The sequence below is a fragment of the Morganella psychrotolerans genome (genome assembly GCF_965118875.1).
In the GTDB taxonomy this organism is placed as follows: domain Bacteria; phylum Pseudomonadota; class Gammaproteobacteria; order Enterobacterales; family Enterobacteriaceae; genus Morganella; species Morganella psychrotolerans_C.
In genome coordinates, this window is record NZ_CBCPJD010000004.1 from 233,885 (window position 1) to 258,817 (window position 24,933).

Below are 24,933 nucleotides of genomic sequence, written 5' to 3' on the forward strand. Positions count from 1 at the left end.
CGGTACTGCTGCAAAACTTCAGCAACTACCCGGTCATATTTTTAAGCTCCCGATTGGGCGGATAGAACAGAATAATATCGATCTGCGGGAGAGCTGTGAAAACAAGTGGCTGTGTTTGCGCATCGCCAAAGCCTTCAGATTTACGGTGGCTGATGCTCAATTAGCCGTATTTGGTCAGAAAAAGGTACTGATCGTCAGGCGCTTTGATCGGAAGTGGTCAGAGAAGGCTGGCTGATGCGGTTGCCTCAGGAAGATTTTTGTCAGGCTCCGGGCGTATCTCCGGCATTGAAATATGAGTCACATGGCGGCCCGGGAATAGCGGATGCAATGAATCTGTTGTTAGGCTCCCGCCTGGCCACACAAGATCGTGAGTTATTTTTAAATCACAGATTCTGTTCTGGATGCTGGCTGCAATTGATGGTCACGGGAAGAATTTCAGCGTGTTTATCGAGCCTGAAACATCGTTCCGGATGACGCCACTTTATGATGTGATGTCTGCATTTCCTATTTTTAGCAGCAGGAGCATTCCGCTTAAAAAAGCCAAAATGGCAACGTGCTGCGTAAAATTGAGAAACGTGACTCATTAGCGAAAGTGCGCAAAGTACTGCAGCGCTGTTTTTTGTTGCACAGAACATTGGCAGGAAAACTGCAAACCTAATTCAATTATCATATGTAATTTCATTTTTTTACGCTCTGGTAACCTTTTAATTTCCCCCGGGGTCAACCCCGTGTAATTTTTTATCGAACGAATAAAAGATTGTGATGAATCATAACCATACTGTAGCGCAATATCGGTCACTGTTCGCTCTGCCTCTAACAAATCGAGAACACCATATCCTAATCGTATAATTTTAGTATATCGGCCAAGCGTGATTCCTGTATGTTTCTTAAAGAAACGCTGCGTATGCCACAGAGAAAAACCGGCTCGTTCCGCAATAATGCGCGTAGTGATGGTTTCATCACGATTTTTTTCAATCCACTGAAGTAAATCATTAATAATATTTTGGTGATAATTCAGGCTCATCTTATGCTTCCTCAAAAGAACGAGGGCGTACTTGTCAATTCGCTCTATCTAAAGCTATTTGTTTACAGCAACAGTCTTGCTGAACGGGATAAAATTAATTTTTTTTACACCCATTTCCAAGTAGGAAAAATACTAATACACAAAGCCCTCCGATCAGTACCGCAGCGGTCATGAGCAAAATAGAATGAGTCATTGAAAAAGCAGCCTTAGCAGCCAAAATAACGGCGTTACTTTGTTCAGCCATTAGTTGATGAGCCACCAAATAGCTATCTCCGATTGATTGTGCTGCCTGAGCCGCGATATCTGCGGGTAAATTCGGTGGTGCCCGGAAGTTGCCTGTATAAATAGCCGACATAAATACCCCGAAAAGAGTGATCCCTAATCCCGATCCCAATTCATAGGCAGTTGCTTCTAATGAACCTGCCGCAGCGCCTTTACTCCCGTCAACAGCACTCATAATTGCTATCGAAGAAGCTGTAAGGCCAATACTCAGGGAGAGCCCTAATACAGCCATAGCTAGTGAAGTTTCAGGATAAACACCAAAAACCATCAGGTGTTGTTCCCCGCCAAAGCGAAACCGCCAGTACTTTATAAGGTGTAAATGCAAAGTACAGCCTATAGGCTTATAAACAGCTTGTAGGCTGTAAATAGTTATATTGGATGTGGATGGTCGCTAAGAGTACGATGTATGAATTAAATGGAATTTTGGAAAATACAATATTTTACAGTTAGTTATATTTTACAATGCAGAGAAATGGTTGCTGCAATTATCTCGCCCGTGCACCATGGATAATTAGTGTTCAGAGATAGCAGTTACAGTTAGTTACATGTTTATACATTAAACACACAACTCAAAAATCAATTCACCCATAATAACCGAACACCACCAATTACAGGAGTTATGTGATGAATATAAAGTATCTGTTTTCTGCCCTGACCCTTTTATCTGCTTCAGCCTTCGCTGCATCGGTTGCCGTAACCCCTGCTCCTTATGTCATCACTAAAAGTGAACTTTCATCGCCAATTATCCTGGAAGGATCACAAGAGCATAACTATCTGAAGGTTTCTCTGACGGGTACCAAAAAAGACACAGATAAACGAGTCCCCATCAATCTGGCATTAGTTATTGATCGTTCAAGCTCTATGTCCGGTGACCGTATCGAAAAGGCGCGTGAAGCTGCGATACTGGCAATCAACATGCTGAAAGATGACGATATCATCTCGATTATTGCTTACGACGACGACGCTTACGTGGTTATTCCCGCGACCAACGCTAATAACAAACAAAAATTGATTGAAACTATTAATGACAAAATTACCCCGCAAGGTATGACAGCACTGTTTGCCGGTGTCAGCAAAGGCATTAAAGAAGTAAATAAATTCCATAAAAAAGACCAGGTAAACCGCATTATTCTGCTGTCTGACGGTCAGGCTAACGTAGGGCCAAGCAGCACTAAAGCGCTGGCTGACTTAGGTATTGTGGCCGCAAAACAGGGCATTGCCGTTACCACCATTGGGTTAGGTGCCAGCTACAATGAAGACCTGATGACCGCGCTGGCCAGCTATAGCGATGGTAATCATGCTTTCGTTGAGAAATCAGCCGATCTGGAAGCCGCATTTGCACGTGAATTTAAAGATGTGATGTCTGTGGTTGCTCAGGAAGTCACGGTAACTATCCGCTTACAAGAGGGTGTTAAACCGGTTCGTCTTCTGGGTCGTGAAGGTGATATTAAAGGCAATAACGTGACAGTAAAAATGAACCAGCTGTATTCCAATCAGGAAAAATATGTTCTGTTAGAAGTTATTCCGCCTAAAGGCAAAGAGAACGAGAAGAAGCCATTAGCCGATGTGGTTATCAGCTACGACAATTTACAAACCAATAAAAAGGATAATTTGGAAAACCGCATTGATATTGCTTATAGTAAATCCGGACAGATGGTAAAACAGGCGGTGCAGGAAGAGATCGTCGTTGACTCGGCAATTCAAAAAGCCAATATTGAAAATGAGAAAGCCATCACATTACTCGATGAAGGTAAAAAAGACGAAGCTAACCGGATTATTCAACAAAATGCCTTTACTTTAGATGCTTTATCGGGTTCCGTCAGCAGCCCTTCAGCTAAACTTAAAGCAAGTAACAGCGCGGTTGAGAATAAAAAATTATCTGAAGACCTTGATAGCAAGTCTGAGGCAGTCTCCCGTAAAAGTATGAAAGAGAACACCTATAAGACACAAAAGCAGCAATCTAAAAACTAAATAATAGTGTTTTTCACCTGAGATTAGGTAATCTAATCTCAGGTTTATTAATTACATGATTGGATATGGAATGAAATCTAAAAAGTTTCTTTATCTGTTTATAGTCATTACCGTCCTGATTACCGGACTGATTGGCTATTTCGGATACCGTACTCTGTCACAGGAAAGTACCTTAAATGAATACCAGACTCAGCAACTGGCAAAAACCCGGGTGGCACAAACTCAGAATTTTATTTTGCAGCAGTTGGGACAAAAGCAAATTCGCTTCAGCGCTATTCTGGCCTACCTGAAACCGGATCCTCTGTCGCTCAATACACTGATTGCTCAAGACAGTGATATTGAAGATCTGTTTGTACTGGAACATAACAAACTGGTATTTCCCGATGCGTATAATCCACTGAATCAAAAAGAATCCCGTTTTATTGAGCTAATCACTCCGATTGTTCAGGACCCGGCCATTCTTATCACCGGACAGCATCCGTCTGACGATAAACAACCTGATTCCGGCTGGTACGTGATGCAGGAGCAGCAACAGCCGGTACTGATTTACTGGCATAAACTCGACAATCAAATTATTGGCTTTAAGTTGTCTTATGTGAAATTACTGTCAGATATCATTTCCGGCATCGATTTCAACTATGAGCCGGACAGTCTGGTTATCTCAGATAACGGTCAGGTGCTGTATCAGTCACTGACCCGTGCTTATGATAAAACCAAACAGCCGACCTATGTTCAGGCTCTGCCTTTTCCGCTTCATGCCTGGAAAATTGACTACTACGCCGCTAACAACAGTAACTACTCACTCTATTATTTCACCATCGGGCTGTTGGCTGTTGTGATCCTGTCCGTGGGAATTATTGCATTATCGTTGTATCGTGAATTCAACCGGGCTACCCGTCTGGCCGGTCAACAAGTCAGTTTTGTCAGTCAGGTATCTCATGAGCTTAAAACCCCGCTCACCAATATCATGCTATATGCAGAGCTACTGAAAGAGAGGGAGCAGGAAGAGGATAGCCGGAATACTCATTATCTGGAGGTGATCATCAGTGAAAGCGGTCGCCTGTCTCGTCTGATTCAAAATGTGCTGACGTTTACAAAATCGCCTAAAATCAATCTGCAACCAGTGGATATCAATCAGTTACTGGCGCAGATCCACACTATTTTTATGCCGGCCTTTAAGGTGAAAGGTATTCATTTGGTACTGACGATTGAGGAACAGCTGAATACCTGCAGCGATATCGACCGAATAACTCAAATCATCAGCAATTTGCTCAGCAATGCGGAAAAGTATGCTGCCGAAGGCAGGGAAGTCCGGCTCAGCGCGTGTTCAGATGATAAAAATATTTATATCCGTGTGCGGGATTATGGCAAAGGATTGTCAGAAAAAGAATTGAAACATATCTTCCGGCCATTCTATCGGGTGAAATCAGAGATTACCGAAGGGGTTACCGGAACCGGTATTGGCCTGACAATAGCGCGTCAGTTAGCTCAGAGTCTGTCCGGCACCCTGATGGCAGAAAACTGCGATAGAGGGCTGGAATTTACTTTATGTATTCCCCGCCGCTGAAAAAGAACGGACAGCATGATGGTATGGATAAATAACGATGAAAATTTTAATTGCTGAAGACGATATTCACATTCGTAATGGATTGAGCGATATGCTCTCCTCCGAAGGTTACACCATTATTACGGCTGAAAACGGTAAAGTGGCATTAGCAAAATATCAGCAAGAACAACCAGACTTCCTTATTCTGGATATTATGATGCCTGAATTAGATGGCTACTCGGTGTGCAAAGAAATCAGAAAGAGTGATGAACATACGCCTATTGTTTTTCTTTCCGCCAAAGGAGACGAAATTGACAAGGTACTGGGTCTTGAGTTGGGTGCCGATGACTATATCAACAAGCCTTTTGGTATTCATGAAGTCCGCGCCAGAATTAAAACCATCGCCCGCCGCTGCCTGAAAACCAAGCACAATTCACCGGACCAACCTTTCCAATTCGGCGATCTGCTGGTATATCCGGCTGAGCTCTGTGCAAAACGCGGACATCAGGTCATTGAATTATCCCTGCGCGAAATTAAAATTCTGATGTGCCTGTGGCAGCATAAAAATCAGGTTGTCACCCGCGATATGCTGTTTAATTACGCCTGGGGCTATGACCACCTGCCTAACAGCCGCACACTGGACCAATACATTTCCAAACTGCGTAAACTCATTGAGCCGGACCCGGTTACTCCAATACTAATTAAAACCATACACAGTGCCGGTTACCGTTATCAGGAATAATGGCATTGCTGCAAAGTTTGAATGACGAATTATGCTGAGTTAGACAGTCCGTTGCTGAGGTTCCCCTTAATGTCAGCATAGTTGTCACTACGTTATAACGCAAAAGAACGACTGCAGAAAATAAGTACCTGATGACCGATCCGATTACGGGCCTGCCCCTTTTTATCCCGATTTGTAACTCTGCGGAAATGCTGTCTGTATCACTTAACCACTCTGCAAAAAATTAAATATTACATTTTTTTGAGAAAGGTAACAAAACGCCTCATAACACCGCGATAGAATCGCACCAAATCGTGGTCATAAATCTTTTTATAACTATACAACTCTCAACATGTTGTGGGGCAAATAACAATGAACCTGAAACTGCAACTCAAGATATTGTCATTCCTGCAATTTTGTCTATGGGGAAGCTGGCTGACCACGTTAGGCTCCTATATGTTCGTCACACTGAAATTTGATGGTGCATCCATTGGTGCGGTGTACAGCTCGCTGGGGATTGCCGCCGTCTTTATGCCGACGCTGCTCGGCATCGTGGCTGATAAGTGGGTCAGCGCAAAATGGATTTATGCACTGTGTCATCTGATTGGCGCAGGTACACTGTTTATTGCGGCAGCAGTCACCACGCCCGGAGTGATGTTTATAGTCATCCTGCTCAACTCACTGGTCTATATGCCGACGCTCGGACTCATCAACACCATTTCCTATTACCGTCTGAAATCTGAAGGAATGGACATCATCACCGATTTTCCACCTATCCGCATCTGGGGCACTATCGGCTTTATTGCGGCAATGTGGGCGGTGAGTTTCTCCGGTTTCGAACTGAGTCACATGCAACTGTACATCGGTGCAGCGCTTTCGCTGATACTCGCGTTGTTTACCCTCTCTCTGCCGTATATTCCGGTATCTAACCGGCAGACCAAACAGACCTGGAGCAGTATGCTCGGTCTGGATGCCTTCGCACTGTTCAAAAATAAGCGTATGGCTGTCTTTTTTATATTCTCGATGCTGCTGGGTGCAGAATTGCAGATAACCAACATGTTCGGCAACACATTCCTGCACAGCTTTGATAAAGATCCGCTGTTCGCCGGCAGCTTTATTGTTCAGCACGCCTCGGTGATGATGTCTATTTCTCAAATCTCCGAAACCCTGTTCATCCTGACCATCCCGTTTTTCCTTAGCCGCTACGGTATTAAAAACGTAATGCTGATCAGCATCCTGGCCTGGATGTTACGCTTCGGCCTGTTTGCCTACGGTGATCCGACACCATTTGGTACGATATTGCTGGTGCTGTCGATGATTGTCTACGGTTGCGCGTTCGACTTCTTCAATATCTCCGGTTCAGTATTTGTGGAAAAGGAGGCAAAACCTGAAATTCGTGCCAGTGCACAAGGGATGTTTCTGATGATGACTAATGGCTTTGGTTGTATTCTTGGCGGCATTGTCAGTGGCAAAGTTGTGGAAATGTACACCATCAATAACATAACCGACTGGCATAAAGTCTGGTTGATTTTCGCCGGTTACTCACTGGTGCTGGTCTTTGCGTTCATTACACTGTTCAGGTACAAACATATCCGCGAGCCTTCCAATGCGTAATGGAACACTGGTCACCTACACCACTTACCCTTATCTGAAACAGTCATGATTAGCGTTTTCCGGCTGAATATAATTCAATGTGACACCGCTTTCTGTACAAAACTGAATCAGTTTATCCAATATAAATTCTGGTCCGTTGTCCACCAGGATGTATTCCGGTAACCCGCTTTCTTCTTTTAAGCGGGATAAAACACGGATAACCCGTTCTGCCGGTAATGACGTATCAATTTCAATCGCCAGGCACTCACGGGTACTTTCATCAATAATATTTAATGTTATGAAACGGTTACCGCAATACAGGCTGTCACACATAAAATCCATCGCCCAGCTGACAATATACCCGGTAAAATGACGTTCTGGGCAACGATACCAACCGGCAGGCAGTTATGATCGATAAGCCTGCCTGAGTTAATTCCTGAGCGCAGATCTTTTTCTCAGTCATCGCCAACCCTTTTTTGTGAACAGCACCTTCATAGCATGATTTTCCAGACTGACTTCTGCAAACAACCTTTTAAGCCTGATATTTTCATCCTCAAGTTCTTTAAGTCGTTTAATATCAGCCTCCTTCATACCACCGTATTTTTACTTTCAATTGTAATACGCCGTGTTGCTTATTCCATTCCGGCGACAAATTTCGTCGATATTCATACCAGAGTCAGCCAGCTTTAAAATACTGACGATCTGCAATTAGGTAAAACGTACTTTTTTCATCATGACCTCTGCTGTTTTCAGGGCAGAAAATCTAATTATAGTTATTCCATTTTAGGGGTTGGACATACCCAAATGGATTTATTCCTGATTGATCTCTATGTTAGTACGTATGAGTTAAGTCATAACAACAGTAAATCGGATAAAATCACAATCCGGAATTGTGTTCAAAGGAATATTATGGGCGTTGAATTTCACATAACAAGAGCTGAATATTGGGCAGAAAATGACGAAGCCCAAATAACATCTGATGAATGGATTTCCTATATCAATAGTGATGATGAATTGAGTATAGATTATCAAAACGGCGATTATCATGCACAGTGGTCAGGACCATCACTGTATGATGATCCATGGCTGGATTGGATCGATGGCAATATTTACACAAAATGGCCAGACACATATTTGTATAGAAAAATGTTAAAAATTGCAAAATGCCTCAACGCTCAGGTAATGGATGACGAAGGCACGATTTACAGCGATGAATCCGACTGGAACCATAACCCTTCATAGAACAATAATGTCCTACATCTGGCACAGCGCTGTGTGCCAGATTAGATATATATCCTTATTCATTCAAACCGCAGGTTCGTTGGCTGCACAACGCTCGCCGGGTCACATACTAATATATGCTCCCCGGCAATCGGAGCTTGCCGCCTTCCTGCATCTTGAATGACGTTGGGTATAGCCCTGAATCAAAAACGTGTTAGCTAAGGTTACAACTATCTATCTCAGAGAGGGACAATTATGCTGACACTAAAGGCCGAATATAAACTACTGTTTTAACTATATAACTATTACATCTGGCAAATGATGTCTTTGCAGACCTATTATTTTAACTTTTCTAACGGAATAAATTTAATCTCGCCAATAACACCAGGAACACTGTAGCTATATGCCAAAAAATATTGATATTTTTTTATTTCAGCCGGTGTTTTTTTTGTAAGAAACAATCTTGGGAAATATTTATCTTCTTTTCCTTCTGAATTCATTATGTTTTTAGTATTTAATTTTACTAAATAAATATTTTTATCTTTGTATAACTCTACTCCACATTGATACACACTATTTGGTGTACCACCAAGAAGATCAACCTGAAGTCCCACTAAAGCAGCCGCTACATCTTTATTGATAGGGTACGAGATACTTTGTGCATTGCCATTTAAAACGTAAATATTATTATTGTCTTTGTTAATGGTAAAAGTATCAACAATCTGATTCTTTTCAAGAACGCCCAGCTTGAGGTATGTTTTGTCTATGTATCTTTGTTCATTAATACTATTGGCTATTTCTTCCTTAAATACGTCCACTGCTCCATCTCTTGGTGAAGAAGCTATCTCATACACACCGGTAAGATCACAATCCGAATTTGCATAAACGGAAACAGGGAGGATGCAGGATAAAAACAGACTAATTTTTAGAAAATTCATCACAATAGATACTCCATTTTTAGTAGTTTAAAAATTAAATATTAAATATTTTTTTGAGACCTGAAACTTCTGATATACGAAAGATGATACACCATAATTATCTTTTCATTCACTCAGCATCAGATAAAAAAATCAAAAAGGATTGAGTAAATTAACACTAAAGAAAATAACAATATTATTTCGTCAATATTATAGCTCGTAACGGTTATTATCACCGATAATAGCGGGCTACCGCCAAATGAATCAGAAAATCAATTATAGATTCACGCTAAAGCGGTGACTAAAATCAGTTGGCTATTACAACGCCTGAACTACAAGCTCATTTTGTTCCATAAATTGAGCATACCAAGGTGATACGCTCCATTTATGGAACAAAAACCAAATCCGCCGGGTACTAACCTTTAGTCATTCATGTTTTCTTCAGCATCTACATTTCAGACTGAACACTCACCATTTGTACAAGCATGATGTGATCAAATACCCCGACACATTATCAAATACGAAACGAAGTGGTTACCGCTGTTCATCATGTCCACATCACCGGATGAACAGTGAACACACAATGGACAAGTTGCGGATATAAATGACTTACCGCTCTACTTTTTCCACAATAAAACCATCTTGCCGGACAAAATCGAGCAATCTGTCGATATTTCCTATTCCCCACTGATTAGAGATAGCAACAAGTTCTCCGGAAGTAAGTTCAACAAGGCAATCTTCCTGAAGATGAAACCTACTTCTTATTTCTTCTGAAATTTGGTCTGCCAGAGCAATCGTTCTGTTTTTCAGAACAGCGCTTAACTTATCTTTAAGCTCATTAAAGTCAGCAGGGTTATGTTTAGTTATCCAATCAGTAAAAAGCGCAAGTGCCAGCTTTCGTTTGTTATATATAACTCCGTTATATTTATACTCTGAATAATCTCTTTCAGATTGTTGGCTGCTGGCGATCTGTTCAGTACGTTTTTCTCTAAATCTGACCTGATATTCTTCCAATTCAGGAACAGGAATAATTTGCTCGGCATTAATTAATATTTCATTATTAAAATTATATGGTGAAAGCCTGATACACCTGATATCGACCCCTTTATCATTAAGCCATATCGCTGTAGTTGTTAGTTCTTTATCGAAATCAGCAGAAGCCAGGATAATACGAATATCTTTACCAAATTTAGCCAGTTCTGTTTCGTCAAACCCAACAAAGTCGAGAATACTTTCTTTAGCATCAATATCTATATTATTGCTTTTAAGGTATTTTTCGTAGCATTCACACGCTTTACTAAAACTCATTGTTGAAATCATCGCAGCATATCTTAATGCCTGTAATTCCATATGAGCGCCGCTTTCATCACGTTTCAATTCAATAACAACAAGGTTTGCCTGCTTATCTATAGCTAACAAATCAATTCTTCGCCGACTATCTTCCCAATCGGAGAACTCCTCAGAAATAACCAGGCAATCAGGAGCAATAATTTCTATATTTTTTTTGATAGCCTCTTGTAAATCATATCGCTCCTGTAATCCCTCCTTAGCATATGTTGTTTTATCTAATGCTGTAAGATTTTTGTCAAAGATACGATAAAGCCCCATTTTTCTCACCTTGTTGTCCAATTACTTACCAATAATATAATTGTGTTATTAAGTTACCTCATGATAGTACTACTTCAGCACCCACATTTCAGGCTGAACACTCACCATTTGTACAAACATGACGCGATCAAATACCCCAGTTTCCGGGTCAAAATGTAAATCGAAGCGAATTGACCCTGAAATTGACTTTTTTTGCCCGGGTAGCGCCCGGACGGCGACGGCGTAACCGAAACGCGTTACACGAGCCGGTAATTGGAAATTAAAATGTTATTTTACAATAATTTACAAACAAGAAAAGCGGCTAAAAACAGCCGGATAGCGAATTTCAGGCACAAAAAAAGCCACCTTGCGGTAGCTTGATTTCACTTAAGAATGCCGAAGGCCGGAATCGAACCGGCACGCCCTAAAGCGGTTGATTTTGAATCAACTGCGTCTACCAATTCCGCCACTCCGGCACTGAAGTGTGTTCTCGATAACGGCGTTATTATACGTGTGGCACCGGGAGGTGCAACAATTATCATATCATCGGTCTGTTGAGTGATTAAAAATCCATCATTTCAGTAAGATGATGCTTTATTTTACATCCGATACATTTACGCCCGTTTTTAGCTCTGCGGGTTATTGTCGTTTTATTTATGGAGATTAGTCCCCGGATGAATAGACATCAATACAATTGCTTATATAATCACCCCCGGTTCCTGATAAATGTGAGGTAGATATGGGCTTTGTCGGCTGGATTGCAATGGGTATTTTTATTGGTATCGCCATTGGTATTTTGTTACGTGTCTTCAAAAAATAACTGACTTACATTGATTCTCATATTCTTATGTTTGCACGGAAGGCTTGTTAAATCATCATGAGTAAATTACACCGTCATATTGTGCATCTGCTGCCTTTTTCATTACTGGCAATCGCTCTCTCCGCCTGTTCCTCACAGCCTGCGAAGCAAGCTGTTTCGCCCGCAGAACGCCCGCCTCTGGACTGGTCCATTGTTGATAACAGTACAACGCATCTGAAACTGGCGCCGCAACTGGTGGATGAAATCGGGGAGAAAATTTTCTCAGGCACGGATGCCCGCGGTATGTTTATGGTGGTGATTGATAACAACGAAATTTTTCACCGCAGCTATGGTGAAACCCGTCCGGGTAATGGAGTCAAACCACGGACAGATTCGCTGATCCGCATTGCATCTGTCAGTAAACTGATGACCAGCGAAGTACTGGTAAAAATGGCAGATGACGGGCTGGTAAATCTTAATGATCCGCTGCAAAAATACACGTACGGGCAGACAAAAGTTCCGGCTTATAATGGCAAGCCTATCCGCTTATTTCATCTGGCAAGCCACACCAGTATTCTGCCGCGCGAGCAACCCGGCGGAAAATGGGGACGCCCTGTGTTTACCTGGCCGAACCATGACCAGCGCTGGACATGGCTGAAAACAGCAAAACTGACCGCCCAGCCGGGAACGGAAGCCGCCTATTCCAATATTGCGTATGACTTACTGGCAGATGCGCTCGAAAAAGCCGGAAAACGTCCTTATCCTGAGCTGTTCAGACAATATGTTACGCAACCGGCAGGCATGAAAGATACAACTTACAATCCTTCTTCCGCACAATGTAAGCGCCTGATGGTCGGTTTCAAGCCGAGTGATTGTTACAGCACACTGGCGGCAGCCGGCAGTGGCGGGGTTTATTCCACGCCGGCGGATATGCAGAGGTGGATGCAGGGTTTTCTCTCATCCGGACATTCAGCACCCAAAGCAACAGCCTCCAAAGAGCAGACTATCTATTTCAAACGTGGACATCTTAATGAAATCAAAGGGATGGATGTTGCGGGTAATGCTGATGGACTGGGGCTCGGCTGGGTGTATCTGGCGCCTGTAGGGGATATTCCGGCTATTTATCAAAAAACCGGCGGCGGCGGCGGATTTAATACCTATATGGCCATGATCCCGGAGAAAAATGTCGGTATCTTTGTGGTAATGACCCGTAAAGATGGCAGTAAATTCAGCCCGTTACCTAATGGTGTCAATGATTTGGTGCGCTCTCTGGCGGATTTACATACCCGCGATTTTTTGTGAGAAATACGGTTCATTGTGAATAAAGCAACAACGCCGGTCAGTAAATACTGATCGGCGTTGTTTTATCACATCATTATTCTGTTACAGAATTGCAGATCCCGGTTACTTACGTTTAATCAGTAAATAAAGGCTGATCGCCAGGAACAGCAGGCTCGGCAGCAATGCGCCGAGGAACGGCGGGAATTTATAGGTCAGACTCAGGGAGCCGAAAATCTCGTTGGAGACATAGAACACAAATCCGCAGGCTATCCCCGTGACAATCCGCACACCCATCGGCACAGACCGCAGCGGTCCGAAGATAAACGACAGTGCCATCAGCATCATCACTGCCACAGAAAGCGGCGCGAAAACTTTTTTCCACATATTAAGCTGATAACGCCCGGCATCCTGCCCGCTCTGCTGTAAATAATTCACATACTGATATAACCCGCTGATTGACAGTGCTTCCGGGTCCAGTGCCGCCACATTCAGTTTTTCCGGGGTCAGTTTTGTCTGCCAGACCATGGATAGCCGCTGCTCACCGGTAATCACATACGTGTCTTTCAGGACAGATTCACGGATCTGGTTCAGTGTCCAGGTATTGGTGGCGCTGTCATAGCCCGCGCTCGCGGCATTCATAATCGAGCTGAGTTTGTGTTCACCATTCATCCGGTACAGTGTGATGCCGTTAAGCTGGTTTTCACTGTCCACGCGCTGAATATAGATAAAATCATTACCGTCTTTCGCCCACATTCCTTTGTTTGTCGCCAGCAGTGATGCGCCGCTTGTCTTCTGAGCGCGGTAGTTCCGCGCCCATTGCTCACCGGACGGAGCCAGCCATTCGCCAACCACCATAGTGAGGATCACCAGCGGAATAGCTGTTTTCATCACTGAGCTGGCAACCTGCAAACGGCTGTAGCCGGATGCCTGCATCACCACCAGCTCACTACGTGATGCCAGTGCGCCCAGACCCATCAGTGCGCCCAGCAGCGCCGCCATCGGGAAGAAAATCTGAATATCCTTCGGAATACTCATAATGGTATAAAGCCCGGCATCCAGCGTGGAATACTCTCCCTGCCCGACTTTGCGCAGCTGATCGACAAACTTGATTATCCCTGACAACGACACCAGCATGAACAACGTCATCATAATGGATTGCAGGATAGTCCGCCCGATGTAGCGGTCAAGCACAAGCACTTTAAACATCAGGCAACTCCCTGAGAACGTGTGAAGCCAAAACGCAGACGGCGTACCGGTGTGGTGTTCCACAGGTTCAGTGCCACAGCCAGTGCCAGATAGCTGAGATTCACCACCCACGGCCAGAAAGCCGGGTCCAGCTTACCTTTCTCACCGCTTGAGCGCAGCGAACTCTGTAATAAAAAGAAAATAAGATACAGTAACATTGCGGGCAACATACTCAACACACGACCCTGGCGCGGGTTCACCTCAGACAGAGGAACCACCATCAGAGCCATCACAACGACAGAGACAATAAGTGTCAGACGCCAGTGAAATTCTGCGCGGGCTGCATTATCATTTTCCGGCCACAGTTCAAACAAGGTCATCTGCTGATAGTTATTGTCACCCACTTTTGCGCTGCGGTGGTCAACAATCGCCTGATAATCAGAAAAATCTGTAATACGGAAATCCCGCAGGAATGCAGTACCTTCGTAGCGGGTGCCTTTATCAAGCGTAACCACCTGATTGCCGTTATTTTTTTCAGTCATGTGTCCGCTTTCGGCAATCACAATTGACGGGCGTTGTTCATCTTTCGCCCAGAGCTGAGCAATAAAGACATCTTTGAACTCGCTGCCATTCACATCCCCCAGATAGAGCACCATACTGCCGTCATTGGAGGTTTTAAATTGTCCGCCGACCATCGCGGTCACGCCGGGGTTGGCTTTCACTTCTGCCAGAACCTGTTCCTGATACTGAGATGACCACGGAATAAGCCAGACGACATTGACTGCCGCCACAACTGCGGTAAGGAATGCCAGGATCATAGCAGCTTTTACCAGCACATTATTACCCAGTCCGCAGGCATGCATTACGGTAATTTCACTTTCGGTATACAGCTTGCTGTAGGTCATCAGCAGCCCGAGGAAAAGACTCAGCGGCAAAATAAGCTGCGCCATCTCCGGGATACCTAATCCCAGTAATGACAACACGAGCCCGGGCGGAATGCTTCCTTCAACAGCAGCACCCAACACTTCAACCAGTTTCTGACAAAAGAAGATCAACAACAGGATAAACAGAATCGCAATCTGTGCCTTGAGTGTTTCTCTCACTAGATATCTAATAATGATCACGCTTAATACGCCTGTGAAAACTTGTGTTTTTGCATGAAAATAGCTAACTTCGTTCTGTGTTGACTATTTGTGTGCATTATTTGCCGGCCTGAGGGTAATTCTGGTATCAAACCACTCTTTTCTTCCTTCCCGTCAGGAAAGAAAGGGAATTTTAGTGCTGTTCAGGACTCATAAAGTGCGCACGTAGCTTATCATAAACTGTTTATAATCGATGGTGCAGATTAGTGCGAACGCTACATTTTAGCGACAGCAGATGTCTTTGTCTTTAAGATTCAGGAGAGCGCATGGAGTTTAGTGTAAAAAGCGGCAGTCCGGAAAAGCAACGCAGTGCTTGTATTGTGGTCGGCATTTTCGAACCGCGTCGTCTGTCCCCGGTTGTGGAACAGCTCGATAAAATCAGCGACGGCTACATCAGTGCTCTGCTGCGCCGCGGCGAGCTGGAGGGCAAGGTCGGGCAGTCTCTGCTTCTGCACCATGTCCCGAATGTCCTGTCCGAGCGCATCCTGTTAATCGGCTGCGGGAAAGAACGCGAGCTGGATGAGCGCCAGTACAAACAGATTATTCAAAAAACCATCAGCACCCTGAACGAAACCGGGTCGATGGAAGCGGTCTGTTTTCTGACTGAGTTACACGTCAAAGGACGCAATAATTACTGGAAAGTAAGACAAGCTGTTGAAACAGCAAAAGAATCTCTCTATGTCTTTGATCAGCTGAAAAGCAATAAAACCGAATTACGCCGCCCGCTGCGTAAACTGGTCTTCAATGTGCCTACCCGCCGCGAACTGCCTGCCGGTGAGAAAGCGATCAGTCATGGTCTGGCCATTTCTGCCGGCATCAAAGCAGCAAAAGATCTGGCAAATATGCCGCCGAACATCTGTAACGCGGCTTACCTCGCGTCGCAGGCGCGTCAGTTGGCAGACAATCATTCATCTGTCCTCAGCACCCGTGTTATAGGCGAAGAGCAGATGAAAGAGCTGGGAATGCTGGCATATCTGGCTGTCGGTCAGGGATCACGCAATGAATCGCTGATGTCGGTGATTGAATATAAAGGTAATCCGGACCCGGAAGCACGTCCGATTGTATTAGTCGGGAAAGGGCTGACGTTCGACTCCGGCGGTATTTCTATCAAACCTGCCGATGGCATGGATGAGATGAAATATGACATGTGCGGCGCAGCGACTGTCTACGGCGTAATGCGGATGGTGGCTGAACTGAGTCTGCCACTCAATGTGGTCGGGGTCCTGGCGGGATGTGAAAACATGCCGGGCAGCAATGCCTATCGCCCGGGAGATATCCTCACCACCATGTCGGGCCAGACTGTCGAAGTGCTCAATACGGATGCGGAAGGCCGCCTGGTGCTGTGTGATGCACTGACTTACGTCGAGCGTTTCGAGCCGGAAACCGTGATTGATATCGCGACCCTGACCGGTGCTTGTATGGTCGCACTGGGTAACCATTTCAGCGGTCTGATGGCAAATCACAATCCGCTGGCACACGAGCTGCTGAATGCCTCTGAACAAGCGGGTGACCGCGCATGGCGACTGCCGCTGGCAGATGAGTTCTACGAGCAAATCGAGTCGAACTTTGCCGACCTGGCCAATACCGGCGGGCGTCTGGGTGGCGCGATTACCGCGGGTTGCTTCCTGTCACGCTTTACAACGCGCTATAATTGGGCGCACCTGGATATCGCCGGTACAGCATGGCGTTCAGGAAAAAATAAAGGCGCAACAGGTCGTCCGGTTGCACTGCTGGCACAATTCCTGTTAAATCGTGCGGGTATCAGCACCGACGACTGACCGGTATTGCAGGGCAAGTCCGGATAAATAAAGGTAATGGGGATTGTGATATTATTGTGCAATCCCCTTTTCTGCTATCAGAGATATTATGAAAAACGCCACCTTCTATCAGATGGAACAGCCATCCCCCTTTGATGACCTTGAAGCCCACGAGTGGCTGACGTGTCAGTTGGCGGGAGAGGCATGGCGCAACGGGAAACGGGTACTTATCGCCTGTGAATCTCAACAGCAGGCTGAAAAACTCGACGAAGCCCTCTGGGCGCGCGAGCCGGATGCATTTGTTCCCCATAATTTAGCAGGTGAAGGGCCGCGTTATGGTGCGCCTGTTGAACTGTGCTGGCCGCAGAAGCGCGGAAATTCGCCGCGTGATTTACTGATTACATTACTGCCGCAGTTCACAGATTTTGCGACAACCTTCCGTGAAGTGATAGACTTTGTGCCTATCGACGAACAATTGAAACAGTTGGCGCGCGAGCGATATAAAATCTATCGCAGCGCCGGCTTTACCCTAACAATGGCCATGCCGCCAATTTACTGATAAACAAAGATTAAAAATGGAAAAAACAACCGACAGCCAACAGACAAACGAACCGTCTCTGGATAAAACCTATAATCCGACGGAAATCGAAGGGCCACTTTACGCGCACTGGGAAAAGAGCGGCTATTTCAAACCGAATGGTGATACAGACAAAGAAAGCTTCTGTATTGTTATTCCGCCGCCGAATGTCACCGGTAATCTGCACATGGGTCATGCGTTCCAGCAAACCATTATGGACACCATGATCCGCTACCAGCGCATGCAGGGTAAAAATACCCTCTGGCAGTCCGGGACTGACCACGCGGGTATCGCGACGCAGATGGTTGTTGAGCGCAAGATCGCCGCCGAAGAAGGTAAAACCCGCCACGATTACGGCCGTGAAGGCTTTATTGATAAAATCTGGGAATGGAAAGCCGAATCCGGCGGTAATATCTCCAACCAGATGCGCCGTCTGGGTAACTCTGTGGACTGGGAACGTGAGCGTTTCACCATGGATGAAGGTCTGTCCCGCGCGGTAAAAGAGGCGTTTGTCCGCCTGTATAAAGATAATCTGATCTATCGCGGTAAGCGCCTTGTCAACTGGGACCCGAAACTGCACACCGCGATTTCTGATCTCGAAGTGGAAAACCGCGACGTTAAAGGCTTCATGTGGCATATCCGCTATCCGCTGGCTGATGGTGCAAAAACCGCTGATGGTAAAGATTACCTGGTTGTCGCCACCACCCGTCCGGAAACCATGCTCGGTGATACCGGTGTGGCAGTGAACCCGGAAGATCCGCGTTATAAAGATCTAATCGGCAAAGAAATTATTCTGCCAATCGTCAACCGCCGTATTCCAATCCTCGGCGACGAACACGCAGATATGGAAAAAGGCACCGGTTGTGTGAAAATCACCCCGGCGCATGACTTTAACGACTATGAAGTCGGTAAACGCCACCAGCTAACCATGATCAACATTATGGATTTCAACGGAAACATCCGTACCGAAGCCGAAGTGTTTGATACCAATGGTGAAGTATCAACAGAGTGCTGCAATGACATTCCGGAAGCTTACCGTGGTATGGAACGTTTTGCTGCCCGTAAAGCTATCGTAAAAGAATTTGAATCGCTCGGTCTGCTCGAAGAAATCAAACCGCACGACCTGACCGTCCCTTACGGCGACCGTGGCGGCGTGGTTATTGAGCCGATGCTTACTGACCAGTGGTATGTGCGCACTGCCCCGCTGGCAAAAGAAGCAATTAAAGCGGTCGAAGACGGTGATATCCGGTTTGTGCCTAAGCAGTACGAAAACATGTATTTCTCCTGGATGCGCGATATTCAGGACTGGTGTATCTCCCGTCAGTTGTGGTGGGGTCACCGCATCCCTGCCTGGTATGATAACCAGGGCAATGTGTATGTCGGGCGTGATGAAGATGAAGTCCGCCGCGAAAATAATATCCCGGCGATGGTTGAGCTGCGCCAGGATGAAGATGTGCTGGATACCTGGTTCTCCTCCGGTCTGTGGACATTCTCAACACTGGGCTGGCCGGACAACACACCGGAACTGAAAACATTCCATCCGACCAATGTGCTGGTCAGCGGCTTTGACATCATTTTCTTCTGGATTGCCCGCATGATCATGATGACCATGCATTTCATCAAAGATGAAAACGGCAAGCCACAAATTCCGTTCAATACCATCTACATGACGGGTCTTATCCGTGATGATGAAGGTCAGAAAATGTCGAAATCGAAAGGAAACGTACTTGATCCTCTCGATATGATCGACGGCATTTCACTGCCGGAACTGCTGGAAAAACGTACCGGTAATATGATGCAGCCGCAGATGGCAGAGAAAATCGCCAAACGCACAGAAAAACAGTTCCCGGACGGGATTGAAGCTCACGGTACCGATGCCCTGCGCTTCACCCTGGCGGCACTGGCATCGACCGGGCGTGATATCAACTGGGATATGAAACGTCTGTCCGGCTACCGTAACTTCTGTAATAAGCTGTGGAACGCCAGCCGTTTCGTGCTGATGAATACGGAAGAACAGGATTGCGGTCAGAATGGCGGTGAAATGGAATTCTCCCTGGCAGACCGCTGGATCCTCGCGGAATATAACAATACCGTGAAAGCCTACCGCGAAGCGCTGGATACTTTCCGTTTCGACCTGGCATCCAACATTCTGTATGAATTCACCTGGAACCAATTCTGTGACTGGTATCTGGAGCTGTCCAAACCGGCTGTTCATAAAGGGACAGACGCACAGAAACGTGCAGCACGCCATACGCTGATCACGGTTCTGGAATCACTGCTGCGCCTGGCGCATCCGATTATTCCGTTTATCACTGAAACTATCTGGCAGCGCGTGAAAGTAGTGAAAGGCATTGCGGGCGATACCATCATGCTGCAACCGTTCCCTGAATTCGATGCCGCTCAGGTTGATGAACCGGCTCTGCGTGACCTGGAGTGGATCAAAGACAGTATCACTGCTATCCGTAATATTCGTGCAGAAATGAATATTGCTCCGGGTAAACCGCTGGAAGTGATGCTTCGTGGTGCAAGTGCTGATGCACAGCGCCGTGTGGCAGAAAACAGCAACTTCCTCAAAGCAATGGCGCGTCTTGACTCTATCCGTATCACGCAAGAAGGTGAAACGGTTCCGGTTTGTGTGACTAAACTGGTGGAAGGTGCGGAAATCCTGATCCCGATGGCTGATCTTATCAATAAAGAGGACGAACTGGCGCGTCTGGATAAAGAGCAGGAAAAACTGGAGAAGGAAATCGCCGCTATCGAAGGCAAACTGGCGAATGAAGGCTTTGTCAGCCGTGCGCCGGAAGCAGTTGTAGCCAAGGAGCGTGAGCGCCTGGCGGCAAACTACGAAGCAAAAGAAAAACTGATTGCTCAGAAAGCCACAATTGCTGCACTGTGATCCTGTCTGAATGACCTGAAAACCAGTCTCCGGACTGGTTTTTTATTTTCTGACTATAAAAATAATGAGACAGAGTTAGTGCCGCCTGACATATAATCTATGTTGCTTTTTTGATAGTCATTCCCCGGTAATTTCCCTACAGTCGTATTTAGTGTGATTGATGTCACATTTTATATCCGGCAACAGAGGAGATCAGGATGATCAATGCGATTCAGGGAATGACGGTTCCGCAGCTTACCGGCACACAGCCCAGAGAAGAAGCACAACAGAATACTGTGCTTTGTCACACACAGCAGGATGAGCAGGATACCGCACAGCAGACAGGCTACGGCGGAGAGAGCCGCAGCCCGTCACTCAATAAGCACAAGGGAGCGGTGCTTTATCAGACCGTGGAAGCGATGAAGGAGACGGAAGATGATATCAATATGCTGGATGTGGAATATCTCGGCTGTTCGCCGCTGCGCCCGATGATGCGGGATAACAGTACAGATTCACGCCGTGAACGGAACCTGCCGCCATCGGCTCTTTCTGCTGATATTGATGAGTAAAAAACAAAAAAACCTGCCGCGGCAGGTTTTTCAGGGGAACGGATAATCAATGTAATGGTGTTTCGCCCTGACTTTCGTCATCGCCTTCATCATCACCTTCGTCATCTTCTTCACCGTCTTCGTCTTCACCATCAGGATCTTCGAAATACGTGCCCCAGCCGTCGTAATCCACGTCCATCTTTTCAGCCAGACGGGCGAGCTGCTCAACCTGAGCATCAATATGTTCTGCTTTCAGGCCACACTCACTGATGATGTCGCAGCATAATACAACCTGACCGCCTTCCACTTCCAGCTCTTCAGCATCAGTCACTTCATAGCCCAGTTTAAAGGCTTCAACTGCCGCTTTTTCTAATTTGTCGTAATCTTCACTCGAAAAATGGTGCTCAACAGTATACTGCGCATCAGGATCGCTGCCGTCCTCTAATAACTCAGTAATAATCGCGCGGGTTTCTTCACGCTGTTCTTCTAAAAACGCATCTAATTCTGACATGGCCATGCCCTCTGATAAGTGATACCCGCGCATTTTCCCACAGCGGGCGTCATTGAGCCACCCATAAAAAAAAAGAATTTCAGCCCGGAGTTGCAATTGAATTTTTATTTATTTATATTGAATATAAATTCATCGGAGGTATTACTATGAACCCTTTTTATCAACAATCCTTTCTGCGGTTACTTGACTATAAACCCGCCGATATTGAAAAACTGCTCAATCTTTCTGCTTATCTGAAAAAGGCGAAAAAATCCGGTACTGAAAAGCCGCTGATGACAGGTAAAAATATTGCGCTGATTTTCGAAAAAGATTCCACCCGTACCCGCTGTGCTTTTGAAGTGGGTGCTTACGATCAGGGCGCGCGGGTAACTTACCTGGGATCATCCGGCAGTCAGATAGGACATAAAGAATCGATTAAAGATACTGCCCGCGTACTGGGACGGATGTATGACGGTATTCAGTTCCGGGGATATTCACAGAAAGCCGTTGAAGAGCTGGCAAAATATTCCGGTGTTCCGGTCTGGAACGGACTGACGGATGAGTTTCACCCGACACAACTACTCGCCGATCTGCTGACCATTCAGGAGCATGTGAAAAAGCCTCTGTCAGAGGTAAAATTTGCATATTTAGGCGATTCCCGTAATAACATGGGAAATACCATTGCAGAGATGGCAGCACTGACCGGGATGGATGTCCGGCTTGTCGCACCACAAAGTTGCTGGCCGTCCGCATCACTGATTGAAGAGTGCCGTAAAGCCGCAGCACAAACCGGCGGTAAAATCACCCTGACGGAAGATGTCGCCGAAGGCGTGAAAGATGCCGATGTGCTGTATACCGATGTCTGGGTTTCAATGGGCGAAGCAAAAGAAGTCTGGGCAGAACGCATCAAACTGCTGACGCCGTACCAGGTGAATCAGGATGTGATTACTAAAACACAGAATCCGGATGTGATTTTTCTGCATTGCCTGCCGGCATTCCATGATACTGACACCACTATCGGACTGGCGCTCGCAAAAGAATATGGTTTTACCAACGGTATTGAAGTCACCAATGATGTGTTTGAGTCAAAACACAGTGTGGTATTTGATCAGGCCGAAAACCGGTTGCATTCGATTAAAGCCATTATGGTGGCATCTCTTTCAAAAGACATAGAATTTTAATTATATCGGGATAATCGCAGGTATTTTGCGTAAAAAAAGTGATGCAAACGCTTGCGCGGAATAACAGGTTGCGTATAATCCCCCGCAATTTTGTCGGAAGGGGAAAATGTACAGCGTGACTATTTACACCGCTTGCATCGCACAGACGGTGCCGCACAACGCGGCATATCACAGACAGCCACAACGTGGCGCAGTCTGCGTTCCTCCCGTATTTTTTTGGAAACCCCTCATTGAGGGGTTTTTTTTTGCCTGGCCGAACACGAACATGAGGATACCCCCAATGGCTAATCCGTTATACCTGCGCGATATCATCTCGATTAATGACCTTAACCGCGATGAACTGGAACTGGTATTAAACACAGCCGCACTACTGAAACAACGCCCTCAGCCTGAATTACTGAAGCACAAAGTGATAGCAAGTTGCTTCTTCGAGGCCTCGACGCGCACACGGCTCTCCTTTGAAACGGCTATCCACCGCCTCGGCGCATCGGTAGTCGGTTTCTCAGACAGCAGCAACACCTCACTGGGCAAAAAAGGGGAAACGCTGGCAGATACCATGAGTGTGATCAGTCAGTATGCTGATGCCATCGTGATGCGCCACCCACAGGAAGGAGCGGCACGCCTGGTATCTGAATTTTCAGGTGCCGTGCCGGTTATCAATGCCGGTGACGGGGCAAACCAGCACCCGACACAAACATTGCTGGATCTCTTTACCATTCAGGAAACTCAGGGACGGCTGGAAAACCTGCACATCGCTATGGTCGGGGATCTGAAATACGGACGCACGGTGCATTCACTGGCACAGGCGCTGTCGAAATTTGGCGGCAACCACCTGCATTTTATCGCACCAAAAGCCCTGGCGATGCCGGACCATATCCTGCACATGCTGGATGAAAAAGGCGTGGCGTACAGCGAACATAATGCTATCGATGATGTTCTGCCGCAGCTGGATATTCTGTACATGACCCGCGTACAGAAAGAGCGCCTTGACCCGTCAGAATACGCCAATGTCAAAGCGCAATTTGTGCTGCGCGCAGCCGATCTTGTGAATGTGAAGCCAAACCTGAAAGTGCTGCACCCGCTGCCGCGCATTGATGAGATATCTCCGGATGTGGATAAAACGCCTTACGCGTACTACTTCCCGCAGGCCGGTAACGGGATTTTTGCCCGTCAGGCGCTGCTATCTCTGGTGTTAAACGAAAATTTTCCGGCATAAGGAGCACATCATGACTCAGGATCATAAATTACTGGTTGAAGCTATCAGATGCGGCACTGTCATCGACCATATTCCGGCTCACGTCGGGTTTAAACTGCTCTCCTTTTTCCGCCTGACGGAAACAGACAGCCGCATTACTATCGGGCTGAATCTGCCGTCCGGTAATATGGGTCGTAAAGATTTGATTAAGCTGGAAGATACCTTTCTGACGCCGGAGCAGGCAAACCAGCTCGGGTTTTATGCGCCGAAAGCCACGATTAATATTATTGAAAATTATCAGGTAGTTAAAAAATTACCGATTAATCTGCCTGAAAGGATAACCGGGGTGATTGTCTGCCCGAACGGGAACTGCATCAGTCACAATGAGCCGGTAGAAAGTAGCTTTACTGTTAAGTCCATTGCACAGGAAATTGTGTTAACCTGTAAGTATTGTGAGAAGGAATTTGATCACCACGCCATCATTAATAACGGATAAGATAGATCCAGGTCAGTTGTCCGGATATTTCAGACGATTATAATGATCGCGTTTTTAAAAAATTAACAGCAATAATAACCCTACAGGAGTCCGTAATGACTAAAGTAATCGCAACAGAAAACGCACCAGCAGCAATCGGCCCATATGTACAGGCTGTAGACCTGGGTAACATGGTTATGACTTCAGGTCAGATCCCGGTTGACCCTAAAACAGGTCTGGTTGCAGATGACGTTACTGCTCAGGCACGCCAATCTCTGGAAAACATCAAAGCAATCATCGAGAAAGCAGGCCTGAAAGTTGCTGATATCGTGAAAACGACTGTTTTCGTTAAAGATCTGAATGACTTCACTACTGTGAACGCAGCATACGAAGCCTTCTTCAAAGAGAACAATGCAGCGCATTTTCCTGCACGTTCTTGCGTTGAAGTTGCCCGTCTGCCAAAAGACGTGAAATTAGAAATCGAAGCAATCGCAGTCCGTAAATAATTACTGCGCTTTCTGAGAAAGAAAAAGAAAACCCCGCACTGCTGTGCGGGGTTTTTTATT

23 protein-coding genes, 1 tRNA gene and 1 pseudogene are annotated in these 24,933 nt (G+C 45.9%); 16 read left to right on the plus strand and 9 right to left on the minus strand.

All coding sequences use genetic code 11. From position 1 onward, the window contains the following. Positions 1 to 82 precede the first annotated feature (82 nt). Together ACMHKJ_RS06390 and ACMHKJ_RS06395 are read left to right on the plus strand one after the other, a co-directional pair. The gene (locus ACMHKJ_RS06390) at positions 83 to 235 is read left to right on the plus strand and encodes a HipA domain-containing protein (protein WP_413492761.1); all 153 of its coding nucleotides are present in this window, start codon (positions 83 to 85) and stop codon (positions 233 to 235) included. 166 nt (positions 236 to 401) lie between these two features. Then, positions 402 to 587 carry a HipA domain-containing protein gene (locus ACMHKJ_RS06395; RefSeq protein ID WP_413492654.1) on the plus strand — a complete coding sequence of 62 codons (186 nt, stop codon included), beginning with the start codon at positions 402 to 404 and terminating at the stop codon, positions 585 to 587. On the opposite strand, the gene ACMHKJ_RS06400 is transcribed toward ACMHKJ_RS06395, so the two are convergent. Further along, a complete protein-coding gene (locus ACMHKJ_RS06400; RefSeq protein ID WP_413492655.1) occupies positions 584 to 1,024 on the minus strand; it encodes a helix-turn-helix domain-containing protein in 441 nt (146 codons plus the stop codon). The two genes, ACMHKJ_RS06395 and ACMHKJ_RS06400, sit on opposite strands and share 4 nt — an antisense overlap. Positions 1,025 to 1,118: 94 nt before the next feature. After that, a complete protein-coding gene (locus ACMHKJ_RS06405; protein WP_413492656.1) occupies positions 1,119 to 1,574 on the minus strand; it encodes an MFS transporter in 456 nt (151 codons plus the stop codon). 356 nt (positions 1,575 to 1,930) lie between these two features. Here ACMHKJ_RS06405 and ACMHKJ_RS06410 point away from each other — a divergent pair, with 356 nt between their 5' ends. From ACMHKJ_RS06410 to ACMHKJ_RS06425, 4 genes are all read left to right on the plus strand, one after another. Further along, positions 1,931 to 3,277, plus strand: coding sequence for a vWA domain-containing protein (locus ACMHKJ_RS06410; RefSeq protein ID WP_413492657.1), 1,347 nt, complete (start codon positions 1,931 to 1,933; stop codon positions 3,275 to 3,277). 70 nt (positions 3,278 to 3,347) lie between these two features. Further along, positions 3,348 to 4,844, plus strand: coding sequence for a sensor histidine kinase (locus tag ACMHKJ_RS06415; RefSeq protein ID WP_413492658.1), 1,497 nt, complete (start codon positions 3,348 to 3,350; stop codon positions 4,842 to 4,844). Positions 4,845 to 4,881: 37 nt separating this feature from the next. Then, a complete protein-coding gene (locus ACMHKJ_RS06420) occupies positions 4,882 to 5,565 on the plus strand; it encodes a response regulator transcription factor (RefSeq protein ID WP_413492659.1) in 684 nt (227 codons plus the stop codon). Positions 5,566 to 5,916: 351 nt separating this feature from the next. Beyond that, a complete protein-coding gene (locus tag ACMHKJ_RS06425; protein WP_413492660.1) occupies positions 5,917 to 7,158 on the plus strand; it encodes a nucleoside permease in 1,242 nt (413 codons plus the stop codon). A gap of 36 nt (positions 7,159 to 7,194) precedes the next feature. Here ACMHKJ_RS06425 and ACMHKJ_RS06430 read toward each other — a convergent pair. Next, positions 7,195 to 7,845 (minus strand): annotated as a pseudogene (locus tag ACMHKJ_RS06430) (transposase); the annotation flags it as partial. Positions 7,846 to 8,046: 201 nt separating this feature from the next. On the opposite strand from ACMHKJ_RS06430, the gene ACMHKJ_RS06435 reads away from it, so the two are divergent. Then, the gene (locus tag ACMHKJ_RS06435) at positions 8,047 to 8,379 is read left to right on the plus strand and encodes a hypothetical protein (RefSeq protein WP_413492661.1); all 333 of its coding nucleotides are present in this window, start codon (positions 8,047 to 8,049) and stop codon (positions 8,377 to 8,379) included. 317 nt (positions 8,380 to 8,696) lie between these two features. On the opposite strand, the gene ACMHKJ_RS06440 is transcribed toward ACMHKJ_RS06435, so the two are convergent. From ACMHKJ_RS06440 to ACMHKJ_RS06450, 3 genes are all read right to left on the minus strand, one after another. Next, a complete protein-coding gene (locus ACMHKJ_RS06440) occupies positions 8,697 to 9,299 on the minus strand; it encodes a hypothetical protein (RefSeq protein ID WP_413492662.1) in 603 nt (200 codons plus the stop codon). Between the two features lie 585 nt (positions 9,300 to 9,884). Beyond that, the gene (locus ACMHKJ_RS06445) at positions 9,885 to 10,883 is read right to left on the minus strand and encodes a hypothetical protein (protein ID WP_413492663.1); all 999 of its coding nucleotides are present in this window, start codon (positions 10,881 to 10,883) and stop codon (positions 9,885 to 9,887) included. A 373-nt stretch (positions 10,884 to 11,256) separates the two neighbouring features. Next, positions 11,257 to 11,338 (minus strand) — tRNA-Leu (locus tag ACMHKJ_RS06450). 401 nt (positions 11,339 to 11,739) lie between these two features. Here ACMHKJ_RS06450 and ampH point away from each other — a divergent pair. Beyond that, a complete protein-coding gene (gene ampH, locus ACMHKJ_RS06455; RefSeq protein ID WP_413492664.1) occupies positions 11,740 to 12,963 on the plus strand; it encodes a D-alanyl-D-alanine-carboxypeptidase/endopeptidase AmpH in 1,224 nt (407 codons plus the stop codon). A gap of 102 nt (positions 12,964 to 13,065) precedes the next feature. On the opposite strand, the gene lptG is transcribed toward ampH, so the two are convergent. Further along, positions 13,066 to 14,148 carry an LPS export ABC transporter permease LptG gene (gene lptG, locus ACMHKJ_RS06460; protein WP_413492665.1) on the minus strand — a complete coding sequence of 361 codons (1,083 nt, stop codon included), beginning with the start codon at positions 14,146 to 14,148 and terminating at the stop codon, positions 13,066 to 13,068. Further along, the gene (gene lptF, locus ACMHKJ_RS06465; RefSeq protein ID WP_413492666.1) at positions 14,148 to 15,251 is read right to left on the minus strand and encodes an LPS export ABC transporter permease LptF; all 1,104 of its coding nucleotides are present in this window, start codon (positions 15,249 to 15,251) and stop codon (positions 14,148 to 14,150) included. The genes lptG and lptF overlap by 1 nt, the downstream gene beginning before the upstream one ends. A gap of 284 nt (positions 15,252 to 15,535) precedes the next feature. Here lptF and pepA point away from each other — a divergent pair, with 284 nt between their 5' ends. The 4 genes from pepA to ACMHKJ_RS06485 all read left to right on the plus strand — a co-directional run bounded on the left by pepA (position 15,536) and on the right by ACMHKJ_RS06485 (position 21,047). After that, a complete protein-coding gene (pepA, locus tag ACMHKJ_RS06470; protein ID WP_413492667.1) occupies positions 15,536 to 17,047 on the plus strand; it encodes a leucyl aminopeptidase in 1,512 nt (503 codons plus the stop codon). Between the two features lie 88 nt (positions 17,048 to 17,135). After that, complete coding sequence (locus ACMHKJ_RS06475) at positions 17,136 to 17,585, plus strand: DNA polymerase III subunit chi (RefSeq protein ID WP_413492668.1); 450 nt, start codon at positions 17,136 to 17,138, stop codon at positions 17,583 to 17,585. A gap of 58 nt (positions 17,586 to 17,643) precedes the next feature. Then, entirely contained in the window at positions 17,644 to 20,499 is a 2,856-nt protein-coding gene (locus ACMHKJ_RS06480; protein WP_413492762.1) for a valine--tRNA ligase, read from the plus strand. 197 nt (positions 20,500 to 20,696) lie between these two features. Beyond that, positions 20,697 to 21,047: a hypothetical protein gene (locus ACMHKJ_RS06485; RefSeq protein ID WP_413492669.1), complete on the plus strand. Its 351-nt coding sequence runs from the start codon at positions 20,697 to 20,699 to the stop codon at positions 21,045 to 21,047. A gap of 46 nt (positions 21,048 to 21,093) precedes the next feature. Here the strand turns inward: ACMHKJ_RS06485 and rraB are convergent, their stop codons facing one another. Continuing rightward, positions 21,094 to 21,543, minus strand: coding sequence for a ribonuclease E inhibitor RraB (gene rraB / locus ACMHKJ_RS06490; RefSeq protein ID WP_413492670.1), 450 nt, complete (start codon positions 21,541 to 21,543; stop codon positions 21,094 to 21,096). Positions 21,544 to 21,683: 140 nt separating this feature from the next. Between rraB and argF the strand changes: the two genes are divergently transcribed. The 4 genes from argF to ridA all read left to right on the plus strand — a co-directional run bounded on the left by argF (position 21,684) and on the right by ridA (position 24,873). After that, positions 21,684 to 22,697: an ornithine carbamoyltransferase gene (argF, locus tag ACMHKJ_RS06495; protein WP_413492671.1), complete on the plus strand. Its 1,014-nt coding sequence runs from the start codon at positions 21,684 to 21,686 to the stop codon at positions 22,695 to 22,697. Positions 22,698 to 22,977: 280 nt separating this feature from the next. After that, positions 22,978 to 23,913: an aspartate carbamoyltransferase gene (pyrB, locus tag ACMHKJ_RS06500; protein ID WP_413492672.1), complete on the plus strand. Its 936-nt coding sequence runs from the start codon at positions 22,978 to 22,980 to the stop codon at positions 23,911 to 23,913. Positions 23,914 to 23,923: 10 nt separating this feature from the next. Beyond that, positions 23,924 to 24,388 carry an aspartate carbamoyltransferase regulatory subunit gene (gene pyrI / locus ACMHKJ_RS06505; RefSeq protein WP_067366113.1) on the plus strand — a complete coding sequence of 155 codons (465 nt, stop codon included), beginning with the start codon at positions 23,924 to 23,926 and terminating at the stop codon, positions 24,386 to 24,388. Between the two features lie 95 nt (positions 24,389 to 24,483). Then, on the plus strand, positions 24,484 to 24,873 hold the full coding sequence (ridA, locus tag ACMHKJ_RS06510) for a 2-iminobutanoate/2-iminopropanoate deaminase (protein WP_067366111.1): 390 nt from the start codon (positions 24,484 to 24,486) through the stop codon (positions 24,871 to 24,873). The last annotated feature ends 60 nt before the right edge of the window (positions 24,874 to 24,933 follow it).